Origin of the sequence: Synechococcus sp. Cu2B8-bc1011 (assembly GCF_047302735.1) — a bacterium.
Lineage (GTDB): Bacteria > Cyanobacteriota > Cyanobacteriia > PCC-6307 > Cyanobiaceae > Synechococcus_C.
Window position 1 is genome coordinate 1924088 of record NZ_CP138915.1, and the last position, 25402, is coordinate 1949489.

The window sequence follows — 25402 nt, forward strand, 5'->3', positions numbered from 1 at the left end:
TAAATTGACATGCACTCAAGGAATAACAAAATTTCAAGAGCCAAAAAGAAACGAAACGAATCAACGACACGCGTCCTTCACCAAAAAGGCGAAAAGCCAAAACAATCTCAGAATACTCTCAGAAGCCTATAAGCATCAATTCAGGGGCATTTAATTAAGAATTCAGGGCTTGATTCATCCAGCTATCAGACAATTGAGAAATATCTTGTTCGCGCCTTAGGAATGCCTGAGAACGTCAATAGTATCGATCGTTCCATCCTTTTAGAAGAGCTTGAGGCTGCTGGGGTCATTGATGCAGGGGATGTCCTAACAAGTACGCGTGATCAGGAAATCACCGCCAATCAGCGCAATCGCTTGAAAGGTGGCGATGGGGACGATCATTACATTGGTGAAGACGGAAAGAAGGAAACTTTTATCTTTGATGGTCGCAATGACAACAGGGATGAAGGTCGCCATGTTAATGTCATTAGCCATTTCTCTTTTCATGATCAGGATCGTCTGAGGATCCGCCTCGATGGAGGCTTCTTTCAAACTGACGATGGAAACAATCTGGCTCAATCCAGTGATGGGGATCAGGCCTACTTTCAAACAGCAAGAGATATTGCCGATCTGCTTTTACACATCAACCGAAAGGACGGTATTAAGGAAGGCATTGGTGAAGACCTTACCATCAGCCCAGTTGAGATAGTACAGCAAACAAGGGAAAAGAACGGCAAGGTTAAGGGCCAGTTCCGTAGGGAATTAAAGCAGCAGCAGATCGAGGGAAGCTATGTCGAGATCGTAGGCAATCATCTCGTCATTAACCTCGATGACGGAGATGGATCAGGAGAAACTGTTGACAAATGGGGGAATTATAAAACCAACGATGTGATGCTCGTTTATGAGAACTTCAATGAACAACTGGCCTCACAGCTGGCCAGTGAATTTGACTTTGATGCTGCAGATTTTACGGCCAATGCAGGCAGCATCAAAATAGAAGGTGACAGCGGCGATGTTCTTTCCTCTGGTTTTGACGATGCAGTGTTTATTTTAGGAAACGCTGCTAGCACAATTCGCATCAATAGTGAGCAGGATGGTGGCAACAACCCGAAAAAAATCAATATCATTTATGGCTTTGATCTCGATGCAGATACAGTCATTATTGACAACAATGCAAATTATTTCATAGGTATCGAAGGCAATAGCTTTAAAGAGTTTGTCGGTAAAGATGGCATTGGCGAGTTAATTGCAGCTGCCTCAAGTTTTGAGCAAACAGGCAGTGATCTGGTTGTGGAATTACAATCTGAAGGTGAAGAGAGCATTGTTATTGTTTTTGCGAATACTGATATCAACGACATTACGAATGGGGGCATCGAAAATATTGCGGATAATGTTGAGATCAGTTCGAGTGAAGGCAATCTTCTCGATATTGAGGGTTTGTCTCTCAATGATGAGCAATTTCAGGATGAAAATGGAGAGTTGATCGATCCAGCAGCACCTCCAAATGCTGAAGAGAATGGAGCGCTGTACATCCAGGCGACACCGATTGCTCTGACGATCAACCCAGATGAAGCGTCTTCAGACTTAGAGGATGCAAACCCCGCTAGGGATGGAACTCAGGTTGTTGTAGAAATCAATCTCACAGATGCGACCCTGAATCGCAATACGGTTAATTCACTTAGAAAGTTTGTTTCACAGTCTGTCCTTGATGACTATCAGCAAGCCGGCTTAGGAGACGTTCTTCTGGACCTCAATGGTGAAGCCATTACTCAAGCGGGCTGGTATGACTTCACACGCAAGAAGGATGAGCAAGGCAATTTCATAGGCGATGGTGCCGAATTGGTTTATGGAGACAATGGAATCCTTCAAACAATTAATTTGTATCTGACGGACAATCAATTTGGCGACAACAGCATCAATATCAATCAAATCAATGATCCCATTGTATTGGGTTATGAAGCGGAAGATACGGGCTTTATCAATGAAGACGAGACAGAGTCAATAGGAGGAAGTCTAAAGCCAAGCGATGTAGAAGGAAGTTTTTCAGCGCAAATCAATAGCCAGGGACTTTATGGATCATTTTCCCTTGATGAAGCAGGGCAATGGTCTTATTCCCTTGACAGTGAAGCGGCCCAGTCGCTGACCGATGGTGAAACTGTCTTGGATGTTTTCAATGCAGAAGGAGTTGTTAATGGTGAAACTGTTTCAGAAACAATCACTATCACCATCAGCGGCAGTAACGATGGCCCTGTCGTCAATGTGGAGGGATCGACCCTCAGTGGAGAGGTCACAGAAGACGGTGTTGATGATCAAGGGAATGAAACTCCAGGCAACTCAACTGCATTAGGTTCTGTAGTTTTGGATGATGTTGGTACCGAGATTTGGTCCATCCAAGGCACACCGTCTACGACTTACGGAACGTTCGAGCTTGAAAGCAATGGTGATTGGAAATTCACGCTCAATAACGCAAGTGCTGCGACGCAAGCGCTGCAGCAAGACGAAGAGGTATTTGAAAGCTTTACGGTTCGAGCGACCGATGAATTTGGTGCATTTGTTGATCAAGAGATCACGTTAAAGATCAGGGGTGCGAATGATGGCCCTGTCGTCAATGAGGAGGGATCGGCTCTCAGTGGAGAGGTCACAGAAGACGGTGTTGATGATCAAGGAAATGAAACGCCAGGCATTTCAAGTGCATCAGGTGCGTTATTAGCGGATGATGTTGACGGTGCCACTCAGACTTGGTCAATTCAAGGCACACCATCAGCGGCCTACGGCACATTTGCGCTTGATGAATTCGGTGCATGGAGCTTCACGCTTGATAACGCCAGTGCTGCAACGCAAGCCCTGAAAGAAGGCGAGCAGGTCAGCGAAACCTTTAGTGCACGCGTCACTGACGAGTTCGGCGCTTCTGCCGATCAAACGATCACGGTGACAATCACTGGCAGCAACGATGGCCCTGTCATCAATACTGTTGCCTCGGATCTCAGTGGCGATGTTTTAGAAGCCGGCACAACAGATGACGGCACCGTCATCGCAGGCACCTCTGTTGTTAGCGGCCAACTGTTGGCAACCGATCTGGATGCTGATGCCACGCAAACCTGGTCCATCCAAGGCACACCATCAGCGGCCTACGGCACATTTGCGCTTGATGAATTCGGTGCATGGAGCTTCACGCTTGATAACGCCAGTGCTGCAACGCAAGCCCTGAAAGAAGGCGAGCAGGTCAGCGAAACCTTTAGTGCACGCGTGATTGATGAGTTCGGTGCTTATGCCGATCAAACGATCACGGTGACAATCACTGGCAGCAACGATGGCCCTGTCATCAATACTGTTGCCTCGGATCTCAGTGGCGATGTTTTAGAAGCCGGCACAGAAGATGACGGCACCGTCATTGCTGGTACCTCTGTTGTGAGCGGCCAACTGTTGGCAACCGATCTGGATGCTGATGCCACGCAAACCTGGTCCATCCAAGGCACACCATCAGCGGCCTACGGCACATTCTCCCTAGATGAATTCGGTGCATGGGGCTTCACGCTTGATAACGCCAGTGCTGCAACGCAAGCCCTGAAAGAAGGCGAGCAGGTCAGCGAAACCTTTAATGCACGCGTGATTGATGAGTTCGGCGCTTATGCCGATCAAACGATCACGGTGACAATCACTGGCAGCAACGATGGCCCTGTCATCAATACTGTTGCCTCGGATCTCAGTGGCGATGTTTTAGAAGCCGGCACAACAGATGACGGCAGCGTGATTGCTGGCACCTCTGTTGTTAGCGGCCAACTGTTGGCAACCGATCTGGATGCTGATGCCACGCAAACCTGGTCGATCCAAGGCACATCATCCACAAGTAGCGGTTGGGCCACGCAAGCTGGAGGTACTGGATTCGATTACGGCAACAGCATCACGGCCTTAGCGGATGGCTCATCGCTGATTACTGGTCGATTCGAGGGCAGCGCCAGTTTTGGTGAGACCACCCTCACTTCTGCGGGTAACAATGATGTCTTTGTTGCCAAGCTCAATGCTGATGGCAGCTACGCCTGGGCCACGCAAGCCGGAGGCATTTCAACAGATATCGGCACCAGCATCACGGCGCTGGCGGATGGCTCCTCGCTGATTACTGGTTATTTCCAAGGCAGCGCCAGTTTTGGTGAGACCACTCTCACCACTGCAGGTGGCAATGATGTCTTTGTTGCCAAGCTGAATGCCGATGGCAGCTACGCCTGGGCCACGCAAGCTGGAGGTACTGGATTCGATTACGGCAACAGCATCACGGCCTTAGCGGATGGCTCCTCTCTAATCACGGGTCGATTCGCTGGCAGCGCCAGTTTTGGTGAGACCACCCTCACCGCTTCGGGTTTTGATGCCTTCATTGCCAAGCTCAATGCTGATGGCAGCTACGCCTGGGCCACGCAAGCCGGAGGCATTTCAACAGATATCGGCACCAGCATCACGGCGCTGGCGGATGGCTCCTCTCTAATCACGGGTCGATTCGCTGGCAGCGCCAGTTTTGGTGAGACCACTCTCACCACTGCAGGTGGCAATGATGTCTTTGTTGCCAAGCTGAATGCCGATGGCAGCTACGCCTGGGCCACGCAAGCCGGAGGTACCTCCAACGATGAAGGCTTTGGCATCACGGCCTTAGCGGATGGTGCCTCGCTGATTACGGGGTGGTTCACTGGCAGCGCCAGTTTTGGTGAGACCACCCTCACCGCTTCGGGTTTTGATGCCTTCATTGCCAAGCTCAATGCTGATGGCAGCTATGCCTGGGCGACGCAAGCCGGAGGCACGTCAACCGATTTCGGCCAGAGCATTACGGCCTTAGCGGACGGCTCCTCATTGATCACTGGTCGATTCTTTGGCAATGCCAGTTTTGGTGACAACACTCTCACTTCTGCGGGTCTCGGTGATGTCTTTATCGCCAAGCTGAATGCCGATGGCAGCTACGCCTGGGCCACGCAAGCTGGAGGTACTGGATTCGATTACGGCTACAGCATCACGGCGCTGGCGGATGGCTCCTCGCTGATTACTGGTTATTTCCAAGGCAGCGCCAGTTTTGGTGACACCACCCTCACCTCTGCGGGTGGCGAGGACGTCTTTATTGCCAAGCTCAATGCTGATGGCAGCTGGGGCACCATCACCACGATGGAGGAGCCATCCAGTGCTTACGGCACATTCTCCTTAGATGAATTCGGTGCATGGAGCTTCACGCTTGATAACGCCAGTGCTGCAACGCAAGCCCTGAAAGAAGGTGAGCAGGTCAGCGAAACCTTTAGCGCACGCGTCACTGATGAGTTCGGTGCTTCTGCCGATCAAACGATCACGGTGACGATCACTGGCAGCAACGATGCTCCTGTCATCAATACTGTTGCCTCGGATCTCAGTGGCGATGTTTTAGAAGCCGGCACAACAGATGACGGCACCGTCATCGCAGGCACCTCTGTTGTTAGCGGCCAACTGTTGGCAACCGATCTGGATGCTGATGCCACGCAAACCTGGTCCATCCAAGGCACACCATCAGCGGCCTACGGCACATTTGCGCTTGATGAATTCGGTGCATGGAGCTTCACGCTTGATAACGCCAGTGCTGCAACGCAAGCCCTGAAAGAAGGCGAGCAGGTCAGCGAAACCTTTAGTGCACGCGTCACTGACGAGTTCGGCGCTTCTGCCGATCAAACGATCACGGTGACAATCACTGGCAGCAACGATGGCCCTGTCATCAATACTGTTGCCTCGGATCTCAGTGGCGATGTTTTAGAAGCCGGCACAACAGATGACGGCACCGTCATCGCAGGCACCTCTGTTGTTAGCGGCCAACTGTTGGCAACCGATCTGGATGCTGATGCCACGCAAACCTGGTCCATCCAAGGCACACCATCAGCGGCCTACGGCACATTTGCGCTTGATGAATTCGGTGCATGGAGCTTCACGCTTGATAACGCCAGTGCTGCAACCCAAGCCCTGAAAGAAGGCGAGCAGGTCAGCGAAACCTTTAGTGCACGCGTGATTGATGAGTTCGGTGCTTATGCCGATCAAACGATCACGGTGACAATCACGGGCAGCAACGATGGCCCTGTCATCAATACTGTTGCCTCGGATCTCAGTGGCGATGTTTTAGAAGCCGGCACAGAAGATGACGGCACCGTCATTGCTGGTACCTCTGTTGTGAGCGGCCAACTGTTGGCAACCGATCTGGATGCTGATGCCACGCAAACCTGGTCCATCCAAGGCACACCATCCACAAGTAGCGGTTGGGTGACCCAAGCTGGTGGAACGGCCAACGATGAAGGGCGGAGCATCACGGCGTTGGCGGATGGCTCCTCGCTGATTACTGGTTCTTTTCAAGGCAGCGCCAGTTTTGGTGACACCACCCTCACTTCTGCGGGTAACAATGATGTCTTTGTTGCCAAGCTCAATGCCGATGGCAACTACGCCTGGGCGACTCAAGCCGGAGGTACCTCCAACGATGAAGGCTTTGGCATCACGGCTTTGGCGGATGGCTCCTCCCTGATTACTGGTTATTTCCAAGGCAGCGCCAGTTTTGGTGACACCACCCTCACCTCTACGGGTAGCGCTGATGTCTTTATTGCCAAGCTGAATGCCGATGGCAGCTACGCCTGGGTCAGCCAAGCCGGTGGAGCTTTTTCTAATAACGTAAGAAGCATCACGGCATTGGCGGATGGCTCTTCCCTGATTACGGGATATTTCCTGGGCAGCGCCAGTTTTGGTGTCACCACCCTCACCTCTGCTGGTAGCAATGATGTCTTTGTTGCCAAGCTCAATGCCGATGGCAGCTACGCCTGGGCCACCCGAGCGGGTGGGTCTTCCACAGACTTTGACTTGGCTGTTGCCGAGAGCATCACGGGATTGACGGATCGCTCCTCCCTGATCACAGGTCGATTCTTTGGCAGCGCCAGCTTTGGTGACACCACCCTCACCTCTACGGGTAGCGCTGATGTATTTATCGCCAAGCTGAATGCCGATGGCAGCTACGCCTGGGCCACGCAAGCCGGAGGTACTTCCAACGATGAAGGGCGGAGCATCACGGCCTTAGCGGATGGCTCCTCGCTGATTACGGGTTATTTCCAAGGCAGCGCCAATTTTGGAGACACCACCCTCACCTCTACGGGTAGCAATGATGTGTTCATTGCCAAACTGAATGCCGATGGCAGCTACGCCTGGGCGACTCAAGCCGGAGGTACTTCAGGCGATTACGGCACCAGCATTACGGCGCTGGCCGATGGCTCCTCGCTGATTACTGGTCGATTCAGTGGCAGCGCCAGCTTTGGTGAGACCACCCTCACCTCTGCGGGTAGCTTTGACGTCTTTATTGCCAAGCTCAATGCCGATGGCAGCTACGCCTGGGCCACGCAAGCCGGAGGCCAGGCAAGCGATTACGGCTTTGGCATCACGGCCTTAGCGGATGGCTCCTCATTGATCACTGGTCGATTCGAGGGCAGCGCCAGCTTTGGTGAGACCACCCTCACCTCTACGGGTGGCGTTGATGTCTTTGTTGCCAAGCTCAATGCTGATGGCAGCTGGGGCACCATCACCACGATGGAGGAGCCATCCAGTGCCTACGGCACATTTGCGCTTGATGAATTCGGTGAATGGAGCTTCACGCTTGATAACGCCAGTGCTGCAACGCAAGCCCTGAAAGAAGGCGAGCAGGTCAGCGAAACCTTTAATGCACGCGTGATTGATGAGTTCGGCGCTTCTGCCGATCAAACGATCACGGTGACAATCACTGGCAGCAACGATGGCCCTGTCATCAATACTGTTGCCTCGGATCTCAGTGGCGATGTTTTAGAAGCCGGCACAACAGATGACGGCACCGTCATCGCAGGCACCTCTGTTGTTAGCGGCCAACTGTTGGCAACCGATCTGGATGCTGATGCCACGCAAACCTGGTCCATCCAAGGCACATCATCCACAAGCAGCGGTTGGGCAACTCAAGCTGGTGGAACTTCAGACGATGAAGGGCGGAGCATTACGGCGTTGGCGGATGGCTCCTCGCTGATTACGGGGCGATTCAGTGGCAGCGCCAGTTTTGGTGACACCATCCTCACAACGTCTGGCCAATTTGATCGTGATGTCTTTGTTGCCAAGCTCAATGCTGATGGCAGCTATGCCTGGGCCACGCAAGCCGGTGGATCCTCAACAACGGGAGTAGATGAAGGCACCAGCATTACGGCGCTGGCAGATGGCTCCTCCCTGATCATTGGGCGATTTACTGGCAGCGCCAGTTTTGGTGATACCACGCTCACTTACGACGGGAATAGCGGTGACAGCAGCATTCCTGATGTCTTTATTGCCAAGCTCAATGCTGATGGCAGCTACGCCTGGGCCACCCAAGCGGGTGGGTCTTCCTTTGATCAAGGCTTTGGCATCACGGCCTTAGCGGATGGTTCCTCGCTGATCACGGGGGCCTTCGGGGGCAGCGCCACTTTTGGTGACACAACCCTCACCTCTGCCGGTGGCACTGATACTGATGTTTTTGTTGCCAAGCTTGATGCTCAAGGTCAGTTCCTATGGGCTACCCAAGCCGGAGGCGCGGCAGGGTCAGGCGACAGAGGCACCAGCATTGCGGCGCTGGCGGATGGCTCCTCCCTGATTACAGGCTGGATTACAGGCAGTTCAGGAGGCAGCGCCAGCTTTGGTGACATCACTCTCAACTTTTCTGCCAACAGCAGCAATGATGTCTTCATTGCCAAGCTTGATGATCAGGGTCAGTTCCTATGGGCCACGCAAGCTGGAGGCACGTCAACCGATATCGGCTTTGGCATTACGGCGTTGGCGGATGGCTCCTCGCTGATTACGGGTCAGTTCCAAGACAGCGCCAGTTTTGGTGACATCAGTCTCACCGCTGCGGGTGGCACTGATGTGTTTATTACCAAGCTCAATGCCGATGGCAGCTACACCTGGGCTACCCAAGCGGGTGGGTCTTCCTTTGATCAAGGCTTTGGCATCACGGCGTTGGCCGATGGCTCCTCCCTGATTACTGGTCGATTCTTTGGAAACGCCAGTTTTGGTGACATCAGTCTCACCGCTGCGGGTAGCAATGATGTGTTCATTGCCAAGCTCAATGCCGATGGCAGCTACGCCTGGGCCACGCAAGCCGGAGGCCAGGCAAGCGATTACGGCTTTGGCATCACGGCCTTAGCGGATGGCTCCTCATTGATCACTGGTCGATTCGAGGGCAGCGCCAGCTTTGGTGAGACCACCCTCACCTCTACGGGTGGCGTTGATGTCTTTGTTGCCAAGCTCAATGCTGATGGCAGCTGGGGCACCATCACCACGATGGAGGAGCCATCCAGTGCCTACGGCACATTTGCGCTTGATGAATTCGGTGCATGGAGCTTCACGCTTGATAACGCCAGTGCTGCAACCCAAGCCCTGAAAGAAGGCGAGCAGGTCAGCGAAACCTTTAGTGCACGCGTGATTGATGAGTTCGGTGCTTATGCCGATCAAACGATCACGGTGACAATCACGGGCAGCAACGATGGCCCTGTCATCAATACTGTTGCCTCGGATCTCAGTGGCGATGTCATAGAAGCCGGCACAACAGATGACGGCAGCGTGATTGCTGGCACCTCTGTTGTGAGCGGCCAACTGTTGGCAACCGATCTGGATGCTGATGCCACGCAAACCTGGTCCATCCAAGGCACACCATCAGCGGCCTACGGCACATTCTCCCTAGATGAATTTGGTGCATGGAGCTTCACGCTTGATAACGCCAGTGCTGCAACCCAAGCCCTGAAAGAAGGAGAGCAGGTCAGCGAAACCTTTAGTGCACGCGTCACTGATGAGTTCGGCGCTTCTGCCGATCAAACAATCACGGTGACGATCACTGGCAGCAACGATGCTCCAACCGTCACCGAGGCCATCGATGTCACAGGTGCTGTCACTGAACTCGCTGAACTTGATGTCAATGAAGGCAGCGCTGCACTCACCGATTCCGGCTCCTTCGCTATCGCTGATGTCGATCTGAGCGATGTCCAGAGCGTCTCCGTCACTGCATCGACAACCACGTCCACCGAGACGGCTGAAACGTCCACCACTCTCGGCAGCCTGACTGCCACCGTCAGTGATAACACCACCGCTGATGGCACTGGTGCCGTCAGCTGGACCTACTCCGTCGCCGATTCCGCTGTCGATTACCTCGCCGCTGGACAGACGATTAGCGAAACCTTCACGATCACTGTCGCTGATGGCAACGGTGGTAACGCCAGCCAGGACGTGACCGTCACCGTTACGGGCACCAATGACCAACCGGTGGCAGCTGCTGTCGCCATCAACGCCACAGAAGATGGCCCCACTGTTATTGGCAACTTCACTGAAACCGACGCCGACAGCACAGACAGCCACACCTTTGCGATCGGCAGCTGGACGCAGATTGGCGACGATATCGATGGAGAAGCGGCGGCTGATCGGTCCGGCTATTCCGTCTCCCTGTCGGGCGACGGCAACGTCGTGGCCATCGGGGCACCCTTCAACGACGGCAATGGCAGCTCCTCTGGCCAGGTGCGGCTCTATCGCAATACCGGAGACAGCTGGGCGCAGATCGGAGATGACATCGATGCAGAAGCCGCGGGTGATCAGTCCGGCACGTCCGTGGCCCTGTCGGGCGATGGCAGCATCGTCGCCATCGGGGCACCCTTGAACGACCCTGTTGGTAACGCCTCCGGCCACGTCCGGCTCTATCGCAATACAGGCGATAGCTGGACGCAGATTGGAGAAGACATCGATGGAGAAGTTCCGTCTGAACAGTCCGGTTTTTCCGTGTCCCTGTCGGAAAACGGCAACGTGGTGGCCATCGGGGCACGATGGCGGTCCAGCCGTTCCGGCCAGGTGCGCCTTTATCAACTCGAGAACGACAGCTGGACGCAGCTTGGCGATGACATCGATGAAGCAGCGGCGGGTGATGAGTCCGGCACTTCCGTGTCCCTGTCGGCCGACGGCAGCGTGGTGGCCATTGGCGCCCCCTTCAACGACGACAATGGCAACAACTCCGGCCAGGTACGCCTCTATCAACTCGAGAACGACAGCTGGACGCAGATTGGCGACGATATCGATGGAGAAGCGGCGGGTGATGAGTCCGGCACTTCCCTGGCCCTGTCCGCTGACGGCAGCGTCGTAGCCATCGGGGCACCCAACAACGACGGCAATAACGCCTCATCCGGGCAGGTGAGGCTTTATCGCAATACGGGAGGCAGCTGGACGCAGATCGGAGAGGATATCGATGGAGAAAAGGCGAATGACTACTCCGGTTGGTCCGTTTCCCTGTCCGCCGACGGCAACGTCGTCGCCATCGGGGCCAACAAAAACGATGGCAATGGCGGCAACTCCGGGCATGTCCGGCTGTATCAGAACGTCAACGACAGCTGGACGCAGATTGGAGCCGACATCGATGGAGAAGCGGCGCTTGATGAGTCCGGTTGGTCCGTGTCTCTGTCCGCCGACGGCAGTGTCGTGGCCATCGGTGCACGCTTCAACGACGGCAATGGCAGCTCATCCGGCCAGGTGCGGATGTATCAACTCGAGGGTCTCAACATCACCGGCGAGCCTGCTGAAGGCTCCATCGTCAATAACAACGACGGCACGTTCAGTTTTGATCCAGGCAGTGATTTCCAGGACCTAGCAGAGGGCGAAACCCGTGATGTCACCTTCACCTATACGGCGACTGATGACAGCGGTGCCGGCAACGCCACCAGTGATCCCGCCACCGCCACCATCACCGTTAGCGGCAGTAACGACGCTCCTGTTATCAATCCGGGGGGATCGGATCTCACTGGTGAGGTCACAGAAGATGGTGTTGATGATCAAGGAAATGAAACGCCAGGTATATCAAGTGCATCAGGTGCTTTATTAGCGGATGATGTTGACGGTGCAACTCAGACCTGGTCCATCCTAGATAACACAGTTGAGAGCTACGGAACATTCGAGCTTGAAAATAATGGAGATTGGAAATTCACGCTTGATAATGAAAGTGAAGCGACGCAAGCCCTGTGGCAAGACGATTTCGCAGTTGAAACCGTTACTGTTCGAGCGACCGATGAATTTGGTGCATTCGTTGATCAAGAGATCGAGTTTTTTTTCAATGGAAGTAACGATGGACCTGTCGTCAATGTTGATAACTCGACCCTTAGTGGAGAGGTCACAGAAGCTGGTGTTGATGATTTTGGCGAACAAATGCCAGGCATATCCAGTGCCTTGGGATTTTTAATAGCGGAGGATGTTGACGGTGCAACTCAGACCTGGTCCATCCTAGGTACACCGTCTGAGACTTACGGAACGTTCGAGCTTGATGAATTTGGATTTGGTGATTGGACCTTCACGCTTGATAACGAAAGTGCTGCCACCCAAGCTCTGCAGCAAGACGAGGAGGTCGTTGAACTGTTCAGCGTTCGAGCCACCGATGAATTTGGTGCGTTCGTTGATCAAGAGATCTCAATCACAATTAGGGGGGCGAATGATGATGACAGCACCGATCCTGATGATTCGACTCCCTTAGAACCGATTATGGTCGGCGACATTGGCAATGATGCACTTATTGGCATCGATGACGAAGAGGAATTCTTCGGAGGAGGCGGCGACAACTTGTTGAACCTACCGCAAAATTTTACAGATTTTGTTTAACTCAAATCGTGCACAGTTTATCTGGTGTTGTTGTTAGGGGGTGCTTACCATGCACCAGCTTGACAACACAGATTGGATAATGGTGGAGGCAGCCTTAATCAGGCGCGCAGGGTTGTGGTGGAGATAAAAATGCCGTCTCAGATGTATCTACCAGGCTCTCCAATCAGGCGTGCCTCCACTTTGATTCGTGGCGGAAATTGGAACGATGCCTCTCCATTTCTGCCCATTGAGGTACGGTCAGCCCCCTGCTGACTCGAGTCGGGTCGATGACTGATCGATTGCAGTGGCGATCGTTTATGGAAGGTGTGCCCCAGCGTTGAGTCTTCACTTCAGCCATCAGTGCTCATGCTCAGCCAAGCCAGGAAAAAATTGCATTTGTATTGAATGCATCTGGAATGAAGCAGAGCTATCTAGTTTCAAGAGACCGTTAGATATCTGAAATCATGGATATCGATTCCAATACTTTGCCTCAGGGCGGCATGAAACGGGGTGGCGGTTGGTCCGTCATCACTGGGTGGGGACGGGCAACGATCAGCCGCAGAGGCAAAAGGCTCTGGCAAACCTTGAATCACAAGAGTGCTTGTTTGTCTTGTGCGTGGGGCACTGGTGGCCAGAACGGTGGTTTTCGCGATGAGCTCGGGGAGCCGCTCCAGCGTTGCATCAAAAGCGTGGAAGCGATCCGGGCCGAACTGCAGCCGGCTGTTCCCCGCCATGTGTTCAAGCGTCGCAGTGTGGGGGAGCTGCAGCAGTTGGATTCATCCTCTTGTGACCGGTTAGGTCGTCTGGAACACCCTCTGATTCAGCGCTCGGGATGCGACTTCTACGAACCGATCCAGTGGGACGAGGTGTATGCCCTTCTTGCTGAGGCCTTCAAGACCTCGTCTCCTGAGCGGGTGGCTTCGTACAGCTCGGGGCGCTCTTCCAATGAAGCGGCGTATCTACTCCAGTTGCTGATGCGGGCCCGAGGTTCAAACAACCTCGCGGATTGCTCAGATCTTTGCCATGCCCCATCCAGTGTGGGGCTCACTCGCGTTTTCGGAAGTGGCACCTCCAATGTGAGCTTGGAGAGTTTGCGTCAAGCCGATGGTGTGGTGCTTGTGGGTTCCAACGCTCCTGCCAATCATCCCCGTTTGATGAATGAATTGATTCGGCTCCGGGAACGAGGGGGCACGGTGGTGGTGATCAATCCGGTTGTTGAGGGGGGTCTGCTCAAGTTTGGTTCCCCTGCCTTCCCGATCCGTTCGTTATTGCTAAGCAGTGAGATCGCGTCTCTTTATTTGCAACCGATTCCGGGATCCGATACGGCCGTCTTCCTTGGGTTTCAAAAGGCCTGGTTGGAGAGTGGCGCTATCGCATGGGACTTTGTGAAGTCGCATAGCGACGGTTGGGAGGCCTTACAAGACCAACTGATGGTCACCAGCTGGGAGTCGATCACCCAGTGCTGTGGCCTCAGTCGCGAAGAGCTGGAACACACCGCTGCCCGTTTGGCGAGTTGCCGTGCTGTGGTGTTCGCCTGGGCGATGGGGATCACGCATCACTCCAATGGAACCACCAATGTTCAGGCGATCGCCAACTCGGCTGTTTTAAGCGGAAATGTGGGCCGTCCTGGAGCGGGAACGATGCCAATCCGTGGTCATTCCAACGTGCAGGGGTTTGGCTCGATGGGGGTGTCAGTTCGCTTGCGCGAACCGATGCGACTGGCCCTTGAGGCCTTGCTCAAACGCCCCTTGAGTCGCACCCCTGGTTTTCACGCTAGGGATCTGATTGAGGCTGCCGATCGTGGTGAGGTGGATGCACTGCTCTGTCTTGGCGGGAATCTCTTTGGCGCCAATCCGGACAGCACCCAGGCGCGTCGCGCACTCGGGCGGATTGACACCATCGCCTATCTCGCGACCAAACCCAATCAGGGCCATTTTCATGGGCTTGGTGCTCGCCAGACCTTGCTCCTCCCGGTCTTTAATCGTTTTGAGACGCCCCATCGCACAACGGTGGAGTCGGGGAATAACTGGGTTCGATTCAATGAGCCTGGAAGCACTCATTTAAAACGAGCCAATCTGTCCAGCGAAGTGGAATTTTTGGCTGAGTTAGCGCATCGCATCTTTGGTGATGATCCGATCCACTGGAAACGTCTTCAGGATCCGATTTATGTGCGTGAATTAATTGCCAAGACGGTGCCAGGATATGAGGGAATGGCGGGTATTGATGCCACCAATCGCGAGTTCCAAGTGAGTGGCAGGGTGTTTCCAGTGCCCCGTTTTTCCACCCCAAACGGACGGGCTCAGCTCACGCCAACGCCGTTGCCAGAATTGACTCTTCCTGATGTGGATCACTTTGGTGGTTTGGCCGATGGTGAGCGGGGTTTTGTGCTCAATCTCATCACTGCCCGCAGCCATGGGCAGCACAATACGGTTGTGTATAAGACAGCTGATCGGTATCGCGGCATGCCCCACCGACAAACACTACTGATTAACCCTGAGGATTTGCAGAAGTTTGGTTTTGTAGCTCACGATCAAGTCACGGTTCAGGGTGAAGCGGGGACCCTTCAGCAGATTGAATTAATCCCAGGATCGATCAGGCAGGGGTGCGGACTGATGTTTTTCCCGGAAGCCAATGTCTTGATGCGTGGGGTATCTGATCAGGCCTGTGGAACGCCGGCTTTTAAACGCGTTCCTGTTCTGATCCGTGCACAAGTTCCTGCAAACGACAATTGATTGTCCATTTAGCGCTAATTGATCTAAAAATTGTTAGCTCATCCCTACATATTTTTGATGAATCAGAACGTCATGAGCGATGAAAACTAGGTGATCGACGATAAACCGGAGTCTCAAGACCAACTAAGCGGGCTTTGAGCTGTAGCGCCAAATAAAGCGAGTAGTGACGGCACAAATGCAAGTTGCCCCCATGAATCCAAAGGTTCTCCACTTGAGTGGGCTTCCACATGTTGCGAAGCTCACCTTCCCAGGGACCGGGGTCCTTCGGGGTATCAGAGCCAAGCCCCCAAACCTTGCCTACCTTCGCTGCCACTTCGGGTGAGATGAGATCCTCCAAGAAACGATTCATGGAGCCATAACCAGTGGCGTACACCACCAGATCAGCCTCCAAAATGCTTCCGTCGTTGAGCACCACTGTTTCAGGAGTGAAACGTTCGATTTCGACCCCACTACGAAGCTTGATACGACCATCCGCCACAAGCTCCGAAGCACCCACATCCATGTAATAACCAGAGCCTCTGCGCAGAAATTTCATGAACACGCCAGTATCGTCAGACCCGAAATCAAGTAAAAAACCGGCCCGTTCTAACCGGGTATAGAAGTCTGCATATTCAACGCGCATCGCGTCATAAATTGGCTTCTGCCACTTCGGTAGAAGCTTGTAGGGGATCGAAGCCATCGTCATATCCGACTGCTCAGGTGTGATGCCCTGCTGTATTGCTTCATCTGAATAAATAGACCAGGCACCAAATTTTTCTAGCGCCGGCACCGGCGCAATCATCGTCGAACTGCGTTGCAACATCGTCACCTCTGCCGCTCCGACCTTCCATAGAGCTGAGGCAATGTCATGGGCCGAGTTATTTGAGCCCACAACCACGCAGCGCTTGCCGCGATAAGCGTCAGGTCCGGGATGGGCGCTGGAGTGGTGCTGCTCTCCAATAAAACTGTCAGCACCAGGAATCTCAGGCAGGTTCGGATAGCCCGCAACTCCCAAAGCCATCACCAGGTGGCGGGGTCGCAGCTCCACCGACTGGCCGTCACGCTCTGTACGTACCAGCCAACGATCCTGGTCGGGATCAAAGCTCGCGCTATGGGCTGGCGAACCACACCAGACGTGCAGTCCCATCAAGTTGACGTAGGCCTCCATCCAGTCGGCAAGCCGATCCTTGGGAGCAAAGAGGGGCCATCCTTCAGGGAAGGGCAAATAAGGGAATTTGCAGTACTGAACGGGGTCATGCAAACAAAGGGTTTTGTAGCGGCGGCGCCATTGATCGCCAGGTCTGGCCAACTTCTCCAGCACCAGGGTGGGCACCTCCAGATGCCGAAGGCGAGCGGCAAGGGTTAGACCGGCCTGACCGCCGCCAACGATGACGACATCCGGCTGTTCCGTGACCCCCAAAGACTGCTGCTCTGCTTCACGACGCTCCGCCCATGACAAACGCTGGCGATCAACGCCAAATTCAGCACCGCGCTGCCGATGTTCGCGAACCTGTTGTTCGTGCCCCTTGAGAGCATCCATCGCTGTAAGAAGCGTCCAAATCCTTCCCTGACGCAGGCGGACATGACCTCGACAGCGAGCCACACGGGTTTGAAAGCAAAACCAACCGTCTAAAACACCATCAACGTCCTGAGGAACTCCAACGATCCGGAAATCTTTCGGCGCCACGTCAGCCAAGCGTTCATACAGCATTGCTTCGATGGCGGCAGGCCCTTCTTCTGTCGTTAAATTCCAAGTAAATGCAACCAAATCACGCCAGAAGCAATCCGGAGCAAATAACGGCATCACGGCTGTAGGGTCGCCTGACTGAAGCAAAGAATCGAATCTGATCAACCAGTCCTGAAACAAGTCCGTGGGAGAAGTCATCTGGACTGATCAAATTCACACTATGGACATGAGCCCTAGGGATGTCAGTCTTGACGTTGCCATTTTTCGTAAAAATTTTTTATACACTGGATCCACGTTATTTCGCCGCTAGTTTGATATCTTGAGTCTTCACCATGTCCAGTGAAATCATCCATTGATTGGCCACTGATTGCTTGCTGAGACGAAGAGCCACCGCCGATATCAATTCGATTGATCGCCAAAAAAGCCTGACCTCCAAGGGAGGATCATCTGATCTAAAATCCTGAATGCTTCAACAGCAAAGCTCCCCGGAGCAAGACATCTATCGGGCGAGCAGAATCCGAAAGGAAAGAGAGCTCTAGAGAAGAACTAAACTTCCTTGAGTATCAATCTCGTACGAATATACTTATAAAAGAGATATTCAGGAGAGTGATAAATATTAGGGAGTGAAGAGTGCAAACGCTGAAGGCAATCCCAGCATATTGTTCGTTTAACTTTTTCAAGACTGCTGCCCGCCTCAACCAACCGTCGTAAGGCTTTGCAGTAGGAGGGGAAACCGCTTTCCAGATCTGCAATGGTTTTTGGCTTGATGGTCTTAGTCATTGTCAATGACTGAAGGCAATACCAGCTTCATCTCACAAAGAGGTTGCGTCCTGTGTCAGGGGTTACTTGATCAAGTATCCGAGCGTTGAACGCATTAACGACGACTTACTTTTTGTATAGTTGTATACACAGACTACTTGGATATCGTTGATCCAGCGGTGAATTCACGGGAGGACTCATCAGAGAATGACAGAACAAATCACCAGGCCCCTGCTTCTGGCGATCGCCCCTTGATGCAGCGGTGTTGACGCAATCAACAAAGTGGATAGTTCAGAAGCATCTGATTCATCTGGTAAAACATACAAAACAAGCAAAATAAAATTGAAACTAATAGCCTGCAATCCAGGCAACACGACCCTGTCGCGTTAACAACATAACATCGACGACTTAATTGAAGCTTAACAATACCTTGAACTGCTCTTATCAGTACCTACATCTTCTTGGAACTAGTGTCGAAATGTGTCAAAAATGGCATCACCAATTCATCACTCATGAACTCATTCAAGAAGCTTTCAATTGCCACTATTTTAGTTGCATTTGGAGCTGGAGTCTCTACACATTCAGCTCCTCGACTAACAGGAGCTGGGGCTTCATTCCCAGCAAAGATCTACACCCGCTGGCTTGCAGACCTAGCCAACTCTGGGGGACCACAGGTCAACTACCAGTCCGTCGGTTCTGGTTCTGGTCGCCGTCAGTTCATGGCAAACACAGTTGATTTCGGTGCATCGGACGATCCGATGAAAAAGAAGGACATGGCCAAGGTGAAGCGCGGCGTCGTCCAAATCCCCATGGTTGGTGGCACGATTGCGTTCGGCTACAACAAGCCTGGCTGCAACCTGAAGCTGACTCAAACTCAGGCCGTGCGTGTCGCGATAGGCAAGATCACTAACTGGAAGGATCTTGGTTGTGCCGCTGGCCCCATTACCTGGGTGCATCGTTCAGACGGCTCTGGCACCACCAAAGCCTTCACAAACTCCATGCAGGCTTTTTCTCCTGAATGGAAATTAGGAACGGGTAAGTCTGTGAAGTGGCCTGGCAAGAATTCTGTCGGAGCCAAAGGAAACGAAGGTGTCTCAGCTGTGATTCAAAATAAAGTTGGAGCGATTGGTTACGTTAACCAGTCCTATATCAGGGGAAAAGTTGTCGCTGCAGCACTACAGAACAAATCTGGTGAATACCTGAAGCCATCAGTTTCAGCTGGAGCCAAGGCACTGAATGGGATCTCTCTCGACAAAGACTTGGCAGGTAAAAACCCCAATCCATCCGCAAAAGGTGCATACCCCATTGCAACCTTGACATGGGTCCTGGCTTATAAAACTGGTAACGGTGCCAAGGCCAAGACGGTTCAAGATACTTTGAACTACATGCTGAGCAGCAAAGCACAGAAAGTTGCGCCCTCTCTTGGTTTTGTTCCATTGAAGGGCAACATCTTGGCGAAGTCCAAAGCTGCGGTGAAAAAGATCGGCAAATAATCAAATCAGCCTGAGTAAATTGAATTCCGACTGAATGTCTCCAACAATTTGCTCCTAAGTTTCGCAAGCCCCGCACAATGCGGGGCTTTTTGTTGGCCATTTGCTTGAAGAGGAACAGTGTGTTCTAGATATCCATGTGGTTTTTTAGATTAACTAGCGTCTTGAAGAGACGTTCCCTTCACTATGTCTGCCTTACTGGAGGTATTCCTTCAGTTTTTTGCCTTGGGCTGCACATCGTTTGGAGGTCCTGTAGCCCACCTTGGCTACTTTCATGAACGGTTTGTGCTGCGCGAACGTTGGCTCACGGCTGATGCCTACACCGAACTCGTCGCGCTGTGTCAATTGCTGCCAGGACCATCGAGTTCCCAAGTTGGGATGGGCATTGGCTTGATCAGGGCTGGATGGTTGGGAGGGCTAGCGGCCTGGTTTGGCTTCACGTTGCCCTCAGCGGTGTTGATGGTTGTAGCCGCAGCCTTTCTCTCGTCTCAACCCAACTGGTTAGGCGATGGCTGGATCCATGGCCTGCGGGTGGCAGCCGTGGCAGTTGTGGCCCAGGCGATTCTTTCGCTCCAGCAGGCACTCGCCCCAGATCGGGAGCGAGCCACCTTGATGGCTTTGTCTGCGGTTCTGATTCTGATCGTCCCTCATTCCTGGGGGCAACTGCTGGCCTTGTTGATTGGCTGTCTGGCGGGCCTTGTGGTCCTTTCTCCTCCAGAGCAGGCGTCCTTGCAGTCGAACCGTCTTGACGTTCCGCTCAGGCGGTCGCTTGCTTTGGCGTTGTTGGGATGTCTGTTGGTGGTGTTGCTAGCTCTGCCTTGGCTTTCGGCATCGGATAGGCCTCTCGTTGTTCAGCAGCTCAGTGGATTTGTCCGGACCGGTGCGCTGATCTTCGGGGGTGGGCACCTGGTGCTGCCCCTCTTGGAGCAGTCCCTTGTTCCCCACGGTTGGATCGGGCTTGATCACTTTTTAGCGGGGTATGGGTTTGCACAAGCCGTACCTGGGCCGATGTACAGCTTTGCGGCATTCCTGGGCTTTGACCTACAGGCCGGGCTTCACGGCCTCGTTGGCGCCATGGCGGCACTCATCGCTTTGTTCGCTCCAGGATTTCTATTCATCGGAGCCATCTTGCCCTTCTGGAGTGACCTTGGCCGCCTCTCTGCGATGCGTCGGGCATTAAGGGGGGTCAATGCAGCGGTCGTCGGAATTCTGTTGGCAGCATTCTTTCAACCTGTCTGGCAGACAGCAATTCGTGGTGGCACTGAGTTCAGCCTTGCCATCACTGCATTTCTGCTGTTGGTCTGTTGGAGGCAACCGGCATGGAGAGTTGTGCTGTTTTGTGCCTTGGTGGGCGGGATGATCTTCTCTTGATGTGGGTTGTTCAGAATCAGGGAAACTGCGCCTGAATTGCTTGGCAGCAAGGGAAGCAAAAACTACTGAGCAACATGGGGCCTGGTGGCCTACAAAGCCGCTCTTTTTCTTTGAGTTTTCGATGACACGTCTCATTGTCCATCCCCCATCCGGGGGATGCCTAATGGGCAAGTTAAGAAGACACTGACAAAGACAACAGCACGTTCAGGCCCGATCGCTGGTTTCAGTTAGAGCCGTGAGATGGGACAAGACAAAACTGGTGATGGTGCTGGCGAGCTTGCCGACAGCGTCTCGAGCTTGCTTAACAGATCGGCGCTGCAGCGAATACCGCCATGGCAGAGGGAGATCTGTGGATGACGGCGAAGCCGTGCTTGATCGCAGCCTGGGTGACGGCGTAGACGTCTCTACGGTTGGTTGAGCAACGCTTGCTCGTGGCGCAGACCATCGGCAAACAGCTGTAGATCCAGCCCAATCACCACTGGCATGCTGCCTTCCAAGAGATTGAGTGTTTTCAACTGCTACCAGCACACCCCAATCGCTGGACTGGTCAGAACAGCGACAGCTGGCTTGGGGTGATCAGGCGGGTGGACATGGATGACAGAAAGGGCCCGTCACGTGGTTCTCGTCTTGAAGAAAAAAGCGCTCCCCCAAATAGGGGATACGGTCATTCGTGATTCGAGCCACACTGAAAAGACAAAGCCCACATCCAATCATTGGCACTCCATGATTCAGATCAGTAATCAAGAGTTGACGTTGGAAAACATCCCTGATCCGGATGTCCATTGGAATGTATGGAGTCGCTTCACGCACACGGACAATGGCCACGAGCTACAAGGTGGAATTAAACCCTGTTCAGATTTAGCCAATGATGGAGAGGCGGAAACTCTCACGGATAGTTGATTGACCTAGAGGCAGCCACAATTGATCAACAGACCTAAAAAAAACACTTGCACTGCCACTCCAAGCATGTGCACTCGTCGGCTCTCTCTCGAGTAGGCGTTACAACTAATCCTGTTGCATCGAATCAAATATCAAGCAAAACCCTCAAGGCCAGCATTGAACATGCTCCCCAGAGGATGCCGTAGTGATCGATTCAAAGGGAAACAGGATTGGTGTTCAATCTGGAGAAGCGGATGGTGCTGGTAATGGTGAAAGCTAGAAGTTTCCCTTCCGAGAGATGATCAATAAAGAGGTTCTGTTTGTGAATTCCAGTGATCACACAGACACACCTGTGAGAGATCCACTCACCTTTGCAGAAAAGATGGCGACTGAGTCCATCAACGGTGCTCAGACATTGAAGTTCGAGGATGAGATCCGGTCGATAAAACGGGCAAGAGTGTAGATAACAGAATTCATAACACCCAGGTTCTGCTGAAGATGACGAACAGGAACGCTCTGCAGCAATGATTGACGGCTGGGCTGTTAGCGAGGATGCCTCATCAGTTGAGTGTTCAAGATGGTTCGCCATAGATCGCCATCAGCACGATGAAAAGCTGACCTGTAACAAGGCTAGATTTTGCAGACGCCGGTCCCTGGCGAAAAAGCACACCTAAATGATGACGAGTGCCAAAATCATTGGATGAATTGGAGCAGAGTGAACTGGTTAAAATAATTCCGACAGACCTGTTACATTAAGGAAGACAACACAAACAGTTTCTAATCCAAGGGCTCGGATCCGTTGTCGAAGCGTGGAGTTAGGACAGTATTATCGTAGACTAAACAATGAGTTAAAACTCGATGAGGCACGAGTAAAAAAGAAATCTAACTCGTATAATCACATTGATAGAGCAACGTCTCTCTTCAATGCACCATCTAGCGAATAGCCACTCCTCCTTGACTCAGGTGCTTGAGCTTGTTATGGATGAGCTCTTGGATGGAATATTGGTAATAAACTGTTCTAGCAGAAAAGTGTCTTATTTTAACAATAAATTCGCAAGCATGTGGGGAATACCTCACCATATTTTAGCAAGCAATGACAATCAGACACTTTTAAATCATGTCAAAACAAAGATTTCATATCCAGAAGAATTCTTAAAGCCGATTCAATCACTTTACAAAAACGATGAAAACTGGCAAGATGAAATAAGGTTCAAGGACGGTCGCACACTTCTCAGGAAAAGTATTAGCATACCAGGCACAAATACACTAAAATCACGTGTATGGATTTTTAAAGATATAACGAATGAGAAAAGTGTTTTCATTGACAGTCTGACTGGATGCTTGAATCGAAAAGCATGGGATTCACTTGGAAATGAACATGGAGAAAAGATTAATCATTCAATTCAGTATTGTGTGGCCGTTATCGACCTTAACGACTTTAAAAGCATTAATGATGATTTTGGGCACGAAGCTGGTGATCGAGTTCTCAAAAGACTAGGAGCAACTTTAAAACGCCTAATTAGAAACAAGCAGGACAAAGTGTTTAGAACTGGAGGTGATGAATTCTGCATTTTACTTGAATCAACCACCGATATATCTAGTAGCATAGCAACTCGCCTATCCAACGAACTTATTGCGGCAGGAATTAACGCAGCTACTGGTGTATACATGTCAAATCAGGAAGGAGGAATTATCGATGCATTTAGAAAGGCTGATGAAAGAATGTTATCTAGAAAAAAGACACAAAAACATCTGCATAATAGCCTTATCCATCCATCTCATCTAGTCTCCACAAGAAAGACTAAAACCGATGAGGAGATAGAAATGCTGGCGAACCTTTCGGTTGCAATAAAAAAGGGAGAGCTTAAACTTGCATTTCAACCGATATTTAACAGATCCAATCAAATAGCCTGGATAGAAGTATTATGCCGCTGGAAGCATGAAGGCCAAGATATTCCCCCTAATGTCTTCATCCCTTTGTCAGAATCTACAGGACACATTCACCGCATCTGGGATTGGGCACTGGAAGAATCAATCAAAACAGTTCACAGATGGAAGCAAAACTCTCAATATACTTCTATATCAATAAATTTTTCAGCTGTTCAAGTTGAATACTATAAAAACACAGGCTTTTCATACCCTGATCAAATCAAGAGAATATGCTATCAATACAATGTGTCCCCAAAGTGTATAAAAATTGAGCTTACCGAAACATCTCTATTAACTGACTTAGACAAAGCAAAGGAATTATTTAATGAACTGTCGGAAATGGGTATCGATATTTGTATTGATGATTATGGTACAGGCTTTTCATCATTATCTATCATGCAGGCATTGCCTATTAAGTGCATCAAAATAGATGGTAGCTTCGTTAATGGCGTGCCACATAATTTGTCAAATACTGCGATTTCTAAGGGGACTATTTCTATGGCACACGAGCTAGGCATAGAAGTCTGCGCTGAATGCATTGAAAATGCTGATCAAATTCAGTTCTTGGAGTCATATGGTTGCGATTATTTTCAAGGTTACTTTAAATCAAAGCCTTTATCCGCTGAAGAGATGGCAAAGTGTATTGAGACGCACCTAAATTAATAGCCAGTATTGGGTAAGTTTTGGACTGGGAGTCTGCTTAGAACGACTATTCGTACCCTCTTAGCAATTAACCATTCAATAGTTCAATCGTAAGCAGACTCATTAAGTTTTAAACTCAAAGTTCCAATTGTTGAGTGATTCTGCGAGTCTTGCTCCTCTTGTATGATCAACTCACTCTTCTAATTTAAAAACTGAGAATAAATGACCATCTGCCTGAGAGTTCTCTTAGTTTGCCGACTATATGGCATGATTTTGCTAAGCTAACAGTATTACTGTATACATTTTGAAATATTCTTATCTTAAGCATTTATCGCAGTTCACGTTTTTAGCTCTGTCTCTATCGCTAGTTGGATGCAAACTTGAGCATGCTAATCGATTAAAAATTTCACATTCAGAATGGCCTGGCTACGAATATCTCAATCTAGCAGTATCTAAGGGTTTAGCTCCTGGTGCGGAAATTGTCTCGTTGACGGATCAATCTGAAGTGGTACGGTCTTATTTACGAGGCGATCTTGATATTGTTCAACTGACTACTGTTGATATTCTTGATATTTGCTCAAAACAGCCAAAGAAATGTCCTGTCATTGTATTGGTATTGGATGAATCGGTCGGTGGAGATCAGATTATGTCCTTGAAAATTAAATCTGTCTCCGATCTGCTAGGTGCAAAAGTTGCGGTAGCAGCTAATTCATTTGGACCATTTGTTTTGGAACAGGCATTGAAATCTATCGACCTTTCAATCGATGATGTAAGTATGATGCCCATGTTAGTTTCTGAGATGCCAAGGGCTCTCTATGATCGTAAGATCGATGCTGCAGTTCTATATCCTCCCAATAGTGAAAAAGTGAGGTCCATTGGGGGCAAAACTATTTTCGATAGCTCTGAAATACCTGGTCAGATTTTAGATGTACTTGCTGTTTCACCATCTGCTTATTCATCGCGGGCTGAGGATGTTTCCGTAATCGTCTCTGGTTGGTTCAAGGCTCATCAATATGCATTGAATAATGAAGTATCTTCCATTGCCTTTATGGCTTCAAGCCTGAATCTATCGCCCGATGAGTTCAAGCAATTATTGAAAGGGATTGCCTTTTATCCAAAAGTCCATAAGCAAAGTAAGTTAATGCAGACTCAAGGCATTGTCGAATTAAATATTGAGAATGTAAGGCAGTCAATGCAAAATTTGAATTTCATTTCGTTAGATACGCCATCTCCAAAAATTACCGATCGTTTCTTGCCATGAGACAAATATTTAAACCACTTCGCAGTCTTTGGAAGGAGATACGTTCATCCTCAAACAGTGTTAGCCGGCTTGTTCTTTA

The 25402-nt window shown here is 51.2% G+C and carries 11 protein-coding genes; 8 read left to right on the forward strand and 3 right to left on the reverse strand.

What is annotated here, in order from left to right; translation table 11 throughout:
* Window positions 1-222 precede the first annotated feature (222 nt).
* Together SIC18_RS09940 and SIC18_RS09945 are read left to right on the forward strand one after the other, a co-directional pair.
* Window positions 223-12615 (forward strand): VCBS domain-containing protein, encoded by a 12393-nt coding sequence (locus SIC18_RS09940; RefSeq protein ID WP_413429504.1) that lies wholly within the window; start codon window positions 223-225, stop codon window positions 12613-12615.
* A gap of 443 nt (window positions 12616-13058) precedes the next feature.
* Entirely contained in the window at window positions 13059-15326 is a 2268-nt protein-coding gene (locus SIC18_RS09945; protein ID WP_413429505.1) for an FdhF/YdeP family oxidoreductase, read from the forward strand.
* A 70-nt stretch (window positions 15327-15396) separates the two neighbouring features.
* On the opposite strand, the gene SIC18_RS09950 is transcribed toward SIC18_RS09945, so the two are convergent.
* The 3 genes from SIC18_RS09950 to SIC18_RS09960 form a co-directional block, all read right to left on the reverse strand.
* Entirely contained in the window at window positions 15397-17190 is a 1794-nt protein-coding gene (locus SIC18_RS09950) for an NAD(P)/FAD-dependent oxidoreductase (protein WP_413429506.1), read from the reverse strand.
* Between the two features lie 348 nt (window positions 17191-17538).
* A complete protein-coding gene (locus SIC18_RS09955; protein WP_413429507.1) occupies window positions 17539-17772 on the reverse strand; it encodes a DUF3136 domain-containing protein in 234 nt (77 codons plus the stop codon).
* 179 nt (window positions 17773-17951) lie between these two features.
* A complete protein-coding gene (locus SIC18_RS09960; protein ID WP_413429508.1) occupies window positions 17952-18125 on the reverse strand; it encodes a hypothetical protein in 174 nt (57 codons plus the stop codon).
* A gap of 138 nt (window positions 18126-18263) precedes the next feature.
* Here SIC18_RS09960 and pstS point away from each other — a divergent pair, with 138 nt between their 5' ends.
* The 6 genes from pstS to SIC18_RS09990 all read left to right on the forward strand — a co-directional run bounded on the left by pstS (window position 18264) and on the right by SIC18_RS09990 (window position 25323).
* Window positions 18264-19244: a phosphate ABC transporter substrate-binding protein PstS gene (gene pstS / locus SIC18_RS09965; RefSeq protein WP_048346571.1), complete on the forward strand. Its 981-nt coding sequence runs from the start codon at window positions 18264-18266 to the stop codon at window positions 19242-19244.
* Window positions 19245-19427: 183 nt separating this feature from the next.
* The gene (gene chrA / locus SIC18_RS09970) at window positions 19428-20612 is read left to right on the forward strand and encodes a chromate efflux transporter (protein WP_413429509.1); all 1185 of its coding nucleotides are present in this window, start codon (window positions 19428-19430) and stop codon (window positions 20610-20612) included.
* Between the two features lie 235 nt (window positions 20613-20847).
* Window positions 20848-21030 (forward strand): hypothetical protein, encoded by a 183-nt coding sequence (locus SIC18_RS09975; RefSeq protein WP_413429510.1) that lies wholly within the window; start codon window positions 20848-20850, stop codon window positions 21028-21030.
* 209 nt (window positions 21031-21239) lie between these two features.
* Window positions 21240-21512, forward strand: a complete 273-nt coding sequence (locus SIC18_RS09980; protein ID WP_413429512.1) for a hypothetical protein — start codon at window positions 21240-21242, stop codon at window positions 21510-21512.
* Between the two features lie 942 nt (window positions 21513-22454).
* Window positions 22455-24083 (forward strand): putative bifunctional diguanylate cyclase/phosphodiesterase, encoded by a 1629-nt coding sequence (locus SIC18_RS09985; RefSeq protein WP_413430534.1) that lies wholly within the window; start codon window positions 22455-22457, stop codon window positions 24081-24083.
* Between the two features lie 466 nt (window positions 24084-24549).
* Window positions 24550-25323, forward strand: coding sequence for an ABC transporter substrate-binding protein (locus SIC18_RS09990; protein WP_157028572.1), 774 nt, complete (start codon window positions 24550-24552; stop codon window positions 25321-25323).
* The last annotated feature ends 79 nt before the right edge of the window (window positions 25324-25402 follow it).